Consider the following 14,053-nt stretch of genomic DNA (forward strand, 5'->3'; position numbering starts at 1 on the left):
AATCCAGGTACCCCAGCCATCGAAGAAATAATCTGGCTACGTAGCTCAGTTGGTTAGAGCACATCACTCATAATGATGGGGTCACAGGTTCGAATCCCGTCGTAGCCACCAAATTCTGAATCTGTCGAATAGATTCGGCAAGTTCAAAAACAGATTTGTTGGGGTATCGCCAAGCGGTAAGGCACCGGATTCTGATTCCGGCATTCCGAGGTTCGAATCCTCGTACCCCAGCCAATTTATTCAAGACGCTTACTTTGTAAGTGCACCCAGTTGGGGTATCGCCAAGCGGTAAGGCACCGGATTCTGATTCCGGCATTCCGAGGTTCGAATCCTCGTACCCCAGCCACATTAAAAAAGCTCGCTTCGGCGAGCTTTTTGCTTTTCTGCGTATATTCAATGCCGAATGTGATGCTGACACGTCTTATCCTTCAAAGTCGGATGCGACGCTGGCGCGTCTTATCCGACCTACGGTTGGCATGCATCCGGCAATGTTGTAAGGCTACAACCCTAACGCATATTTCAACGCCTGACGTTTCAACACGCCAGCACGTTCCGCCGCCATCAAACCAAGATTACGTATAAAACGCAGCGGCGGCAGATTATTGCTGAATCCGGCATAAAACAGATCCATACCGCTTTGCATAATGAAGTTATCCGCCATGCGCCGCATCTGGTAACGTTTGAGCACAGGATAACTGGCCCATGCTTCGCCATAGCTGCGGGCGTTGACCAGAACATCAATCAGGGCATCAACATCACGATAACCAAGATTCACTCCCTGTCCCGCCAGCGGATGGATGGTATGCGCGGCATCGCCCACCAGCGCCAGCCCCGGCTGCACATACTGCAACGCATGGCGACGCGTCAGCGGAAAAGCGCCTGCGGCAAGCGGCGTCACGTACCCAAGACGCGACGGGAAATGCTTCGCGATTTCCGCCTGTAACTGCACCATATTCATATTCTGCAACTGGCGAATGCGCGCCGGAGAGTCATACCACACCAGCGATGCCCAGTTATCAAACAATGGCAGAAACGCACGCGGTCCGTCCGGGGTAAATTGCTGCCAGGTGCTGTCGCCGGGATCGTTCTCACACTGTACGCTAATCAACATACACGACTGCGCATACTGCCAGGCATGAACGCCAATTCCCGCCATCTGCCGCACCTGCGAATTTGCGCCGTCGGCACCAATCACCAGCTTCGCGCGGATCGTTTCACCGCCCTTCAGTTCCAGCTCCTGAAGATCATTATGGCGATGCAGCGCAATCAGCGAAGTTGGCACACGTAACGTTACTTTCGGATGCGCTTCCAGCGCCTGCCACAGCGCCTGTTGCAGGACAGTGTTTTCTACCATATAGCCCAGCAACGGTAACTTAAGTTCAGCGGCGTCAAACGCCACATGCGCCGTTTCCCACTCCCACGTTTCCAGTCTGCGATAAGGATGGCAACGCATGGCCTGTACCGCATCCCAGACGCCTAAACCTTTAAGCAATGATACCGAAGCCGCACTGATCGCCGAGATCCGCACATCCGGCTGGCTGTCAGCGACAAACGGCGCAGGTTCTGCGTGCTCGATCACCGTTACCGCAAATCCGTGCTGTGCCAGCCCCAGCGCCAGCGCGCCGCCGACCATTCCTCCGCCGACAATGGCAATTTCCGTTGGTTGATTTGTCATGGTCAATCATCCTGTTAGCAATATGCTTTAAGTTTACAGGATTTTTACCCCCAAGGGCTGATAACGCTCATACTGGTCACAACGGCAGCAAAGCATTACACTATGCGCCCTGCATTCCTGGCTACTATTTCGCAAGAGCAAGTCGATGACCAAAAAACTCCATATTAAAACCTGGGGCTGTCAGATGAACGAGTACGATTCATCGAAGATGGCCGATCTGCTGGATGCCACCCACGGCTATCAACTGACCGACGTGGCGGAAGAAGCGGATGTGCTGCTGCTGAACACCTGCTCAATCCGCGAGAAGGCTCAGGAAAAAGTCTTCCATCAGTTGGGTCGCTGGAAACTGTTAAAAGAGAAGAATCCAGACCTGATTATCGGCGTCGGCGGCTGCGTGGCATCGCAAGAAGGCGAGCACATTCGCCAGCGCGCCCACTATGTCGATATTATTTTTGGGCCGCAAACGCTGCACCGTCTGCCGGAGATGATCAACTCCGTGCGCGGCGACCGCAGCCCCGTTGTAGATATCAGCTTCCCGGAAATCGAGAAGTTCGACCGTCTGCCGGAACCGCGCGCCGAAGGGCCGACCGCGTTTGTCTCCATCATGGAAGGCTGCAATAAATATTGCACCTACTGCGTGGTGCCTTACACCCGTGGTGAAGAGGTAAGCCGTCCGTCCGACGATATTCTGTTTGAGATTGCCCAGCTTGCTGCTCAGGGCGTGCGTGAAGTCAACCTGCTCGGTCAGAACGTGAACGCCTGGCGTGGTGAAAACTACGACGGCACCACTGGATCGTTTGCCGATTTGCTGCGTCTGGTTGCTGCGATCGACGGGATCGATCGTATTCGCTTTACCACCAGCCATCCGATCGAATTCACCGACGATATCATCGAAGTGTATCGCGACACGCCGGAGCTGGTGAGCTTCCTGCATCTGCCGGTACAGAGCGGTTCCGATCGTATTCTGAACCTGATGGGCCGTACTCATACGGCGCTGGAGTACAAAGCGATCATCCGTAAACTGCGTGCGGCACGTCCGGATATTCAGATCAGTTCTGACTTCATCGTTGGCTTCCCTGGCGAAACCACCGAAGACTTCGAGAAAACGATGAAGCTGATTGCCGACGTCAATTTCGACATGAGCTACAGCTTTATCTTCTCTGCACGTCCGGGCACGCCAGCCGCCGATATGGTTGATGATGTTCCGGAAGAAGAGAAGAAGCAGCGTCTGTATATTCTGCAAGAACGTATCAATCAGCAAGCGATGGCATGGAGCCGCCGGATGCTCGGCACCACCCAGCGTATTCTGGTAGAAGGTACATCGCGTAAGAGCATCATGGAGCTTTCCGGTCGTACTGAAAATAACCGCGTGGTCAACTTCGAGGGCACGCCGGATATGATCGGTAAATTCGTCGATGTAGAAATTACCGACGTCTACCCGAACTCTCTGCGCGGTAAAGTGGTGCGTACTGAAGATGAAATGGGTCTGCGCGTGGCAGAAACTCCGGAATCGGTGATTGCCCGTACTCGCAAAGAAAACGACCTTGGCGTGGGTTATTATCAGCCGTAATTCTCAGGCCCGCCGGTCTGGTAAGTTTTGAGACTGACGACAAACGCAAATTGCCTGATGCGCTACGCTTATCAGGCCTACATGATTCCAGCAATATATTGAATTCGCATGAATTTGTAGGCCGGATAAGGCGTTTACGCCGCATCCGGCATGAACAACACGCACTTCGTCAATAATCACTGGCCCGCCGTTCCGGTGGGCCTTGTTTTTTCTCTCTTTATCCCCATCTTTATCGCAATGCTTGCGCCTTTTTCCTGTGGCGTGAATAATTTCGTTATAGGCCGGTGAATGTTCAGCTTCCGGCGGCATACAGATAAGAGGAACAGTTTGAACATAGACACTCGCGAAATCACCCTGGAGCCAGCAGACAACGCGCGTCTGTTGAGCCTTTGCGGCCCGTTTGATGACAACATCAAACAACTCGAACGCCGTCTCGGCATCGAAATCAATCGCCGCGATAACCACTTTAAACTGACCGGCCGCCCGATTTGCGTCACCGCCGCGGCAGACATTCTTCGCAGCCTGTATGTCGATACCGCCCCGATGCGCGGTCAGATTCAGGATATCGAACCGGAACAGATCCACCTTGCGATTAAAGAAGCGCGGGTACTGGAGCAAAGCGCGGAGAGCGTGCCGGAGTACGGCAAAGCGGTCAATATCAAAACCAAACGCGGCGTAATTAAGCCGCGCACGCCAAACCAGGCGCAGTACATCGCCAATATTCTCGACCATGACATCACCTTCGGCGTTGGCCCGGCGGGTACGGGTAAAACCTACCTGGCAGTGGCTGCGGCAGTTGATGCCCTGGAGCGTCAGGAAATTCGCCGTATTTTGCTGACTCGTCCGGCAGTAGAAGCCGGTGAGAAACTGGGCTTTCTGCCTGGCGATTTAAGCCAGAAAGTAGACCCGTATCTGCGCCCACTGTACGACGCGCTGTTTGAAATGCTGGGCTTTGAGAAAGTCGAGAAACTGATTGAGCGCAACGTTATTGAAGTCGCACCGCTGGCCTATATGCGTGGTCGTACGCTGAACGACGCGTTTATCATTCTTGATGAAAGCCAGAACACCACCATCGAACAGATGAAGATGTTCCTGACCCGTATCGGTTTTAACTCAAAAGCGGTTATCACCGGCGACGTCACGCAGATCGACCTGCCGCGTAATACCAAGTCTGGTTTGCGTCATGCCATCGAAGTGCTGGCCGATGTCGAAGAGATCAGCTTTAACTTCTTCCACAGCGAAGACGTGGTTCGTCACCCGGTGGTGGCGCGTATCGTTAACGCTTATGAAGCCTGGGAAGAAGCCGAACAAAAACGTAAAGCTGCGCTGGCGGCAGAACGCAAGCGCGAAGAACAGGAACAAAAATGAGTCAGGTGATCCTCGATTTACAACTGGCATGTGAAGATAATTCCGGGTTACCGGAAGAGAGCCAGTTTCAAACATGGCTGAATGCGGTGATCCCGCAGTTTCAGGAAGAATCGGAAGTGACGATTCGCGTGGTCGATACCGCCGAAAGCCACAGTCTGAATCTGACCTATCGCGGTAAGGATAAGCCGACCAACGTGCTCTCCTTCCCGTTTGAAGTGCCGCCTGGCATGGAGATGTCGCTACTGGGCGATCTGGTTATCTGCCGTCAGGTGGTTGAGAAGGAAGCACAGGAGCAAGGCAAACCACTGGAGGCGCACTGGGCGCATATGGTGGTGCACGGTAGTCTGCATTTGTTAGGTTACGATCACATCGAAGATGACGAAGCAGAAGAAATGGAAGCCCTCGAAACAGAGATTATGCTTGCTCTGGGCTATGAGGATCCGTACATTGCCGAGAAAGAATAATTTGCCAGGCATTTGACTGGCAGATGTCCCCGCCGTTGGTGATTAACGACGGCGTTTTGATTAACTAACATGAGAACCCATACGACGCCATGAGCGACGACAATTCACACAGTAGTGACACGATAAGCAACAAGAAGGGATTTTTCTCCCTGTTACTCAGCCAACTTTTCCACGGTGAACCGAAAAACCGTGACGAACTGCTGGCGCTGATCCGTGATTCCGGGCAGAACGACCTTATCGACGAAGATACGCGCGATATGCTCGAAGGGGTGATGGACATCGCAGACCAACGCGTCCGCGACATCATGATCCCCCGCTCCCAGATGATTACCCTGAAACGCAACCAGACGCTGGACGAATGCCTTGATGTCATCATCGAGTCCGCCCACTCACGTTTCCCGGTGATTAGCGAAGACAAAGATCACATTGAAGGGATTCTGATGGCGAAAGACTTGCTGCCGTTTATGCGCAGCGATGCTGAAGCCTTCAGCATGGACAAAGTGTTACGTCAGGCGGTTGTCGTTCCTGAAAGTAAGCGCGTAGACCGGATGCTGAAAGAGTTTCGCTCTCAGCGTTACCACATGGCGATCGTCATTGACGAATTCGGTGGGGTTTCCGGTCTGGTGACCATTGAAGACATCCTGGAACTGATTGTTGGTGAGATTGAAGACGAGTATGACGAAGAAGATGATATCGACTTCCGTCAGCTGAGTCGTCATACCTGGACCGTGCGCGCACTGGCTTCCATTGAAGACTTCAACGAAGCGTTCGGCACCCACTTTAGCGATGAAGAGGTCGACACTATCGGTGGTCTGGTGATGCAGGCATTTGGGCATCTTCCGGCGCGTGGCGAAACCATCGACATCGACGGTTACCAGTTCAAAGTGGCGATGGCCGACAGTCGGCGTATTATTCAGGTTCATGTCAAAATCCCGGATGACTCACCCCAGCCGAAGCTGGATGAATAAAACCGAAACTGGATAGATAACTACATGGCTTTTGCCTCATTAATTGAACGCCAGCGCATTCGCCTGCTGCTGGCGTTATTATTCGGTGCCTGCGGAACGCTGGCCTTCTCTCCTTACGACGTCTGGCCTGCGGCGATTATTTCGCTGATGGGGCTTCAGGCGTTGACCTTTAACCGCCGTCCACTCCAGTCTGCCGCTATTGGCTTTTGCTGGGGATTTGGCCTCTTTGGCAGCGGTATTAACTGGGTCTATGTCAGCATCGCGACCTTTGGCGGAATGCCTGGCCCGGTTAACATCTTCCTGGTGGTACTGCTGGCGGCGTATTTGTCGCTGTATACCGGACTGTTTGCTGGCGTGCTGTCGCGTCTGTGGCCGAAAACCACCTGGCTGCGCGTGGCGATTGCCGCCCCTGCTCTCTGGCAAGTGACCGAGTTTCTGCGCGGTTGGGTGCTGACTGGCTTCCCGTGGTTACAGTTCGGCTATAGCCAGATTGATGGCCCGTTAAAAGGGCTGGCACCGATAATGGGCGTGGAAGCCATTAACTTCCTGCTGATGATGGTTAGCGGCCTGCTGGCACTGGCGTTAGTCAAACGCAACTGGCGTCCGCTGGTGGTGGCCGTCGTACTGTTTGCCCTTCCCTTCCCGCTGCGTTACATCCAGTGGTTTACCCCGCAACCGGAGAAAACCATTCAGGTTTCGATGGTTCAGGGCGATATTCCGCAATCGCTGAAGTGGGATGAAAGTCAGCTTCTTAATACGCTGAAGATTTACTACAACGCAACGGCACCGCTGATGGGCAAATCATCGCTGATTATCTGGCCGGAGTCGGCGATAACCGATCTGGAAATTAATCAGCAACCGTTCCTCAAAGCACTGGACAATGAGTTGCGCGACAAAGGTAGCTCGCTGGTCACCGGGATTGTCGATGCGCGTCTCAATAAGCAGAATCGTTACGATACTTACAACACCATCATCACGCTGGGTAAAGGTGCACCGTACAGCTACGAATCAGCCGATCGCTATAACAAAAACCATCTGGTTCCGTTTGGCGAGTTTGTCCCGCTGGAGTCGATACTGCGTCCGTTAGCACCGTTCTTTGATCTGCCGATGTCGTCGTTCAGCCGTGGGCCATATATCCAGCCACCGCTATCGGTAAATGGTATTGAGCTTACTGCGGCCATTTGCTATGAGATCATTCTTGGCGAGCAAGTGCGCGATAACTTCCGCCCGGATACCGACTATCTGCTGACTATCTCCAACGATGCGTGGTTTGGTAAGTCTATTGGTCCTTGGCAGCACTTCCAGATGGCGCGAATGCGTGCGCTGGAGCTGGCGCGCCCACTGTTGCGCAGCACCAACAACGGCATTACGGCGGTGATTGGCCCGCAGGGGGAGATTCAGGCGATGATCCCGCAATTCACCCGCGAGGTGTTGACCACTAACGTGACGCCGACCACCGGACTCACACCGTACGCACGTACCGGCAACTGGCCGCTGTGGGTGCTGACGGCACTGTTTGGTTTTGCCGCTGTGTTGATGAGCTTGCGTCAGCGACGTAAATAATCCCTTCTTATCGTGCCGGAATACATCCCGTATTTCGGCACGCTCGCCGGATGCGGCATCAGTGCGTTATCCGGATAATAAAATTCCCCTATCCAACTTTGGCACATCTATTGCTTTGTTATACAAGGCAAACCCTGAATCAGCATCAGTACAACCTGGTTGCACCACAGTAATCCAGCGGTAGCACTAAAAGAGTGCATTTTAAGAATTTTGCTTCGGAATGGTGCGGCGCATCTCGCAAAAACAAACAATAAAACAGCAATATCTTTACATTTAGCCAAACTAAATGTTACCTAACAAGCACAACACTGCACAATAAAGTTGCAGATGATAACAACACAAACACTCACAACGGGTATCCATGCGTTTTTAACGCAGAAGATAAAGGAGTTGGATATGCAATTACGTAAACCTGCCACAGCAATCCTGGCCCTGGCGCTTTCCGCAGGACTGGCACAGGCAGATGACGCCGCCCCGGCAGCGGGCAGTACTCTGGACAAAATCGCCAAAAACGGTGTGATTGTCGTCGGTCACCGTGAATCTTCAGTGCCTTTCTCTTATTACGACAATCAGCAAAAAGTGGTGGGTTACTCGCAGGATTACTCCAACGCCATTGTTGAAGCAGTGAAAAAGAAACTCAACAAACCGGACTTGCAGGTGAAACTGATTCCGATCACCTCACAAAACCGTATTCCTCTGCTGCAAAACGGCACTTTCGATTTTGAATGTGGTTCCACCACCAATAACGTCGAACGCCAAAAACAGGCGGCTTTCTCTGACACTATTTTCGTGGTCGGTACGCGCCTGCTGACCAAAAAGGGCGGCGATATCAAAGATTTTGCCGACCTGAAAGGCAAAGCCGTAGTCGTCACTTCCGGCACTACCTCTGAAGTTTTGCTCAACAAACTGAATGAAGAGCAAAAAATGAATATGCGCATCATCAGCGCCAAAGATCACGGTGACTCTTTCCGCACCCTGGAAAGCGGTCGTGCCGTTGCCTTTATGATGGATGACGCTCTGCTAGCCGGTGAACGTGCGAAAGCGAAGAAACCAGACAACTGGGAAATCGTCGGCAAGCCGCAGTCTCAGGAGGCCTACGGTTGTATGTTGCGTAAAGACGATCCGCAGTTCAAAAAGCTGATGGATGACACCATCGCTCAGGTGCAGACCTCCGGTGAAGCGGAAAAATGGTTTGATAAATGGTTCAAAAATCCAATTCCGCCGAAAAACCTGAACATGAATTTCGAACTGTCGGACGAAATGAAAGCACTGTTCAAAGAACCGAATGACAAAGCACTGAACTAATTACAAGAACCAGGGGCGGAAATTCCAGCCCTCTCGATTGTTACGTAGCACGGACAGACTATACGCCTGATGGTCGTTCCCCATCGGGCCTGAAAACCGCAATACGCTGGGTAACAATCTTCGAGGGTAGCAGTTAACGCTGCTACCCTCTTTTTTCTGGAGTAGATTTATGTCTATAGACTGGAACTGGGGTATTTTTTTACAACAAGCCCCGTTCGGCAACACCACCTATCTTGGTTGGATCTGGAGTGGTTTTCAGGTCACGATCGCTTTGTCGATCTGCGCCTGGATTATCGCTTTCCTCGTCGGTTCATTTTTCGGCATTTTACGTACCGTTCCAAACCGTTTTCTCTCCGGTCTGGGTACGTTGTATGTAGAACTGTTCCGCAACGTGCCGTTGATTGTGCAATTCTTTACCTGGTATCTGGTGATCCCGGAGTTGCTGCCGGAGAAAATCGGCATGTGGTTTAAGGCCGAGCTGGATCCCAATATTCAGTTTTTCCTTTCATCCATGCTCTGCCTGGGGCTGTTTACCGCCGCCCGTGTTTGCGAACAGGTACGCGCCGCTATTCAGTCGCTACCGCGTGGGCAAAAAAATGCCGCGCTGGCGATGGGTCTGACGCTACCGCAGGCTTACCGCTACGTACTGCTGCCTAATGCTTATCGCGTTATCGTCCCGCCGATGACCTCAGAGATGATGAACCTGGTGAAAAACTCCGCCATCGCCTCGACTATCGGTCTGGTGGATATGGCAGCGCAGGCCGGTAAATTGCTTGATTACTCGGCCCACGCCTGGGAGTCGTTTACCGCCATCACGCTGGCGTATGTGTTGATTAACGCGGTTATCATGCTGGTGATGACGCTGGTTGAACGTAAAGTTCGCCTGCCCGGCAACATGGGAGGCAAATAATGTACGAGTTTGACTGGAGTTCCATTGTCCCTTCCCTGCCATATCTGCTCGACGGGCTGGTGATCACCCTGAAAATCACCGTCACGGCAGTCGTGATTGGTATTTTGTGGGGCACCATGTTGGCGGTGATGCGCTTGTCCAGCTTTGCGCCCGTAGCGTGGTTTGCCAAAGCCTACGTTAACGTATTCCGCTCGATTCCTTTAGTTATGGTTTTGCTGTGGTTTTACCTGATTGTGCCGGGTTTTCTGCAAAACGTGCTGGGATTATCGCCAAAAAATGATATCCGTTTAATTTCTGCGATGGTGGCGTTTTCGATGTTTGAAGCGGCCTACTATTCAGAGATTATCCGCGCCGGTATTCAAAGTATTTCTCGTGGTCAGTCGAGCGCCGCGCTGGCGTTGGGAATGACTCACTGGCAGTCGATGAAACTGATTATTCTGCCGCAGGCGTTCCGCGCGATGGTGCCGCTGCTGCTCACTCAGGGCATCGTACTGTTCCAGGATACCTCACTGGTGTATGTGTTATCTCTGGCCGATTTCTTCCGTACCGCCTCAACCATTGGTGAGCGTGATGGTACGCAGGTTGAGATGATCCTGTTTGCCGGATTTGTTTATTTCGTTATTAGCCTTAGCGCGTCGTTGTTGGTCAGCTACTTGAAAAGAAGGACAGCATAATGATTACCCTGAAAAATGTTTCAAAATGGTATGGTCACTTTCAGGTGCTGACCGACTGCTCAACCGAAGTGAAAAAAGGCGAAGTGGTGGTGGTTTGTGGCCCGTCTGGTTCCGGCAAATCAACGCTGATTAAAACCGTCAACGGCCTCGAACCAGTGCAGCAAGGTGAAATCACTGTCGATGGTATCGTGGTTAACGACAAGAAAACCGATCTGGCAAAGCTGCGTTCCCGCGTCGGGATGGTATTCCAGCATTTCGAACTGTTCCCTCATCTGTCGATTATCGAAAACCTGACCCTGGCGCAGGTGAAAGTGCTTAAACGCGATAAAGCGCCGGCTCGTGAAAAAGCATTGAAATTGCTGGAGCGCGTGGGACTTTCCGCACATGCCAATAAGTTTCCGGCGCAGCTTTCCGGCGGTCAGCAGCAGCGTGTGGCGATCGCTCGCGCATTGTGCATGGATCCTATTGCGATGCTGTTCGACGAACCGACATCGGCGCTGGATCCGGAGATGATCAACGAAGTGCTGGACGTGATGGTCGAACTGGCGAACGAAGGAATGACGATGATGGTGGTGACCCACGAAATGGGCTTTGCCCGTAAAGTGGCGAATCGGGTGATCTTTATGGACGAGGGAAAAATTGTCGAAGACTCGCCGAAAGAGGCTTTCTTCGATGATCCGAAATCGGACCGCGCAAAAGACTTCCTCGCGAAAATCCTGCACTAATCCTTCTGGCGCGCATACCCAGGTGCGCGCCATCTCACGCTTTATCGTTTCGGTCCTCGTATCTGTTACATTCCGGCGTTACCCTTGTCGCAAAGAAACACACAACAAGGAGCAACAATGGCACTGCCAATTCTGTTAGATTGCGACCCAGGTCATGACGACGCTATCGCAATAGTTCTCGCCCTCGCCTCACCAGAGCTTGATGTCAAAGCCATCACATCTTCCGCCGGAAACCAGACACCCGATAAAACATTACGCAATGTTCTGCGTATGCTTACCTTGCTTAATCGCACCGATATTCCGGTAGCAAGCGGTGCGGTGAAACCGTTAATGCGTGAGTTGATTATCGCGGACAACGTACACGGCGAAAGCGGTCTGGATGGTCCGGCATTACCGGAACCGACGTTTGCTCCGCAAAACTGTACGGCGGTGGAGCTGATGGCGAAAACGCTGCGTGAAAGTGCGGAACTTGTCACCATTGTTTCTACCGGACCGCAAACTAACGTCGCCTTGCTGCTCAATAGCCATCCGGAACTGCACAGCAAAATCGCCCGTATCGTGATTATGGGCGGCGCAATGGGGCTTGGTAACTGGACGCCTGCGGCTGAATTTAATATTTACGTTGACCCGGAAGCGGCAGAAATTGTCTTCCAGTCCGGGATTCCGGTGGTGATGGCCGGTCTGGATGTTACTCACAAAGCACAAATCCACGTTGAGGACACCGAGCGTTTCCGCGCGATTGGTAACCCAATTTCAACCATAGTTGCCGAACTGCTGGATTTCTTCCTCGAATATCATAAAGACGAAAAATGGGGCTTTGTCGGCGCGCCGTTGCATGACCCATGCACCATTGCCTGGCTATTGAAACCCGAGTTGTTTACCACCGTGGAGCGCTGGGTCGGCGTTGAAACACAGGGGAAATATACCCAGGGGATGACGGTTGTTGATTATTACTATCTGACCGGTAATAAACCGAATGCCACTGTAATGGTCGATGTTGATCGTCAGGGCTTTGTTGATTTACTGGCTGAACGTCTGAAATTTTACGCTTAATACTCCTTATTGATTAAGATCACCACGTTTTACCAGGGTGGTCTTAATCTGGTTATCTCTTTTTCTTTCAAGATATAAATGCAATGGATAATGCAGAACTCGCCATTGGTATCGATCTCGGTACTACCAATAGTTTAATTGCTGTCTGGAAAGACGGTGCCGCACAATTAATTCCAAATAAATTCGGTGAATATTTAACACCATCCATAATTAGCATGGATGAAAATAACCATATTTTAGTCGGAAAACCGGCTGTATCACGGCGCACTTCGCATCCGGATAAAACCGCAGCGTTATTTAAACGTGCAATGGGCAGTAATACCAACTGGCGGTTAGGCAGCGACACATTTAACGCGCCAGAACTGTCCTCTTTGGTATTACGCTCATTAAAAGAAGATGCTGAAGAATTCCTGCAACAACCGATTAAAGATGTGGTGATCTCTGTTCCGGCTTATTTCAGCGATGAACAACGCAAGCATACCCGTTTAGCAGCAGAGTTAGCCGGGCTAAATGCAGTGCGCCTGATTAATGAGCCAACGGCAGCCGCGATGGCGTATGGCCTGCATACGCAGCAAAATACCCGCTCGCTGGTTTTTGATCTCGGTGGCGGCACGTTTGACGTCACGGTGCTCGAGTACGCCACGCCGGTGATTGAAGTTCACGCCTCCGCTGGCGATAACTTCCTCGGTGGCGAAGATTTTACTCATATGCTGGTCGATGAGGTTTTAAAACGCGCGGAAGTCGCCAGGACCACGCTTAACGAGAGTGAACTGGCAGCCTTGTATGCCTGTGTGGAAGCGGCAAAATGTAGCAATCAATCGCCAATGCACATTCGCTGGCAGTACCAGGAAGAAACACGTGAATGCGAATTTTACGAGAACGAACTGGAAGATTTGTGGTTACCGCTACTCAACCGCTTGCGTGTGCCGATTGAACAGGCGTTGCGCGATGCACGTCTGAAGCCGAGTCAAATCGACAGCCTGGTACTGGTCGGCGGTGCGTCGCAAATGCCGCTGGTGCAGCGAATCGCCGTGCGTCTGTTTGGCAAACTACCGTATCAAAGTTACGACCCGAGCACCATTGTCGCGCTGGGCGCAGCGATCCAGGCCGCCTGCCGCTTACGCAGCGAAGACATTGAAGAAGTGATCCTCACCGATATTTGCCCCTACTCGTTGGGCGTTGAAGTTAACCGCCAGGGCGTTTCCGGCATTTTCTCGCCAATTATTGAACGCAACACCACTGTGCCTGTATCGCGTGTAGAAACTTACTCAACCATGCATCCGGAACAGGATTCAATTACGGTTAACGTCTATCAGGGAGAAAACCACAAAGTTAAAAATAACATTCTGGTGGAATCATTTGATGTGCCGTTGAAGAAAACCGGGGCTTATCAGTCGATTGATATTCGCTTTAGTTATGATATCAACGGGTTGCTTGAAGTTGACGTGCTTCTGGAAGACGGCAGCGTTAAGTCCAGAGTCATTAATCACAGTTCGGTAACATTGAGCGCTCAGCAGATTGAAGAGAGTCGGGCGCGGTTATCCGCATTGAAAATTTATCCGCGCGATATGCTCATCAACCGTACCTTTAAAGCCAAACTGGAAGAGTTGTGGGCGCGTGCACTGGGTGACGAGCGAGAAGAGATTGGCCGGGTGATCACCGATTTTGATGAGGCGTTGCAGTCAAACGATATGGCCCGCGTCGATGAAGTTCGTCGACGGGCGAGCGATTATTTGGCCATTGAGATCCCTTAAACACGGCTGCCGGATGCGGCGTGA

Annotated in this window: 12 protein-coding genes and 3 tRNA genes; 14 read left to right on the plus strand and 1 reads right to left on the minus strand. The window is 52.0% G+C overall.

Features of this window, described 5'->3' with window-relative positions:
- The first annotated feature begins 34 nt into the window (after positions 1-34).
- The 3 genes from D9741_RS19260 to D9741_RS19270 all read left to right on the plus strand — a co-directional run bounded on the left by D9741_RS19260 (position 35) and on the right by D9741_RS19270 (position 346).
- Positions 35-111: transfer RNA gene (locus tag D9741_RS19260), tRNA-Met, on the plus strand.
- Positions 112-159: 48 nt separating this feature from the next.
- A tRNA-Gln gene (locus tag D9741_RS19265) sits at positions 160-234 on the plus strand.
- Positions 235-271: 37 nt separating this feature from the next.
- Positions 272-346, plus strand: a tRNA-Gln gene (locus D9741_RS19270).
- 153 nt (positions 347-499) lie between these two features.
- Here D9741_RS19270 and ubiF read toward each other — a convergent pair.
- Entirely contained in the window at positions 500-1,675 is a 1,176-nt protein-coding gene (gene ubiF / locus D9741_RS19275) for a 3-demethoxyubiquinol 3-hydroxylase (protein ID WP_130219458.1), read from the minus strand.
- 145 nt (positions 1,676-1,820) lie between these two features.
- Here ubiF and miaB point away from each other — a divergent pair, with 145 nt between their 5' ends.
- From miaB to hscC, 11 genes are all read left to right on the plus strand, one after another.
- Positions 1,821-3,245: a tRNA (N6-isopentenyl adenosine(37)-C2)-methylthiotransferase MiaB gene (gene miaB / locus D9741_RS19280; RefSeq protein ID WP_000162740.1), complete on the plus strand. Its 1,425-nt coding sequence runs from the start codon at positions 1,821-1,823 to the stop codon at positions 3,243-3,245.
- A 327-nt stretch (positions 3,246-3,572) separates the two neighbouring features.
- Entirely contained in the window at positions 3,573-4,613 is a 1,041-nt protein-coding gene (locus tag D9741_RS19285) for a PhoH family protein (RefSeq protein WP_001018040.1), read from the plus strand.
- Positions 4,610-5,077 (plus strand): rRNA maturation RNase YbeY, encoded by a 468-nt coding sequence (ybeY, locus tag D9741_RS19290; RefSeq protein ID WP_000084469.1) that lies wholly within the window; start codon positions 4,610-4,612, stop codon positions 5,075-5,077. The genes D9741_RS19285 and ybeY overlap by 4 nt, the downstream gene beginning before the upstream one ends.
- Positions 5,078-5,166: 89 nt before the next feature.
- Positions 5,167-6,045: a CNNM family magnesium/cobalt transport protein CorC gene (gene corC / locus D9741_RS19295; protein ID WP_001278605.1), complete on the plus strand. Its 879-nt coding sequence runs from the start codon at positions 5,167-5,169 to the stop codon at positions 6,043-6,045.
- Positions 6,046-6,069: 24 nt separating this feature from the next.
- Positions 6,070-7,608: an apolipoprotein N-acyltransferase gene (lnt, locus tag D9741_RS19300; RefSeq protein WP_130219456.1), complete on the plus strand. Its 1,539-nt coding sequence runs from the start codon at positions 6,070-6,072 to the stop codon at positions 7,606-7,608.
- 396 nt (positions 7,609-8,004) lie between these two features.
- Positions 8,005-8,913, plus strand: coding sequence for a glutamate/aspartate ABC transporter substrate-binding protein GltI (gene gltI, locus D9741_RS19305; protein WP_001177085.1), 909 nt, complete (start codon positions 8,005-8,007; stop codon positions 8,911-8,913).
- Between the two features lie 169 nt (positions 8,914-9,082).
- A complete protein-coding gene (gene gltJ / locus D9741_RS19310; protein ID WP_000020944.1) occupies positions 9,083-9,823 on the plus strand; it encodes a glutamate/aspartate ABC transporter permease GltJ in 741 nt (246 codons plus the stop codon).
- Entirely contained in the window at positions 9,823-10,497 is a 675-nt protein-coding gene (gltK, locus tag D9741_RS19315) for a glutamate/aspartate ABC transporter permease GltK (RefSeq protein WP_000272824.1), read from the plus strand. Before gltJ ends, gltK begins: the two co-directional genes overlap by 1 nt.
- Complete coding sequence (gene gltL / locus D9741_RS19320; RefSeq protein ID WP_130219454.1) at positions 10,497-11,222, plus strand: glutamate/aspartate ABC transporter ATP-binding protein GltL; 726 nt, start codon at positions 10,497-10,499, stop codon at positions 11,220-11,222. Before gltK ends, gltL begins: the two co-directional genes overlap by 1 nt.
- 117 nt (positions 11,223-11,339) lie before the next feature.
- Positions 11,340-12,275, plus strand: a complete 936-nt coding sequence (gene rihA / locus D9741_RS19325) for a pyrimidine-specific ribonucleoside hydrolase RihA (RefSeq protein WP_130219453.1) — start codon at positions 11,340-11,342, stop codon at positions 12,273-12,275.
- Between the two features lie 83 nt (positions 12,276-12,358).
- Positions 12,359-14,029, plus strand: coding sequence for a molecular chaperone HscC (gene hscC, locus D9741_RS19330; RefSeq protein ID WP_130219451.1), 1,671 nt, complete (start codon positions 12,359-12,361; stop codon positions 14,027-14,029).
- Positions 14,030-14,053 lie beyond the last annotated feature (24 nt).

This window comes from Escherichia sp. E14V7, from assembly GCF_004212225.1.
Lineage (GTDB): Bacteria > Pseudomonadota > Gammaproteobacteria > Enterobacterales > Enterobacteriaceae > Escherichia.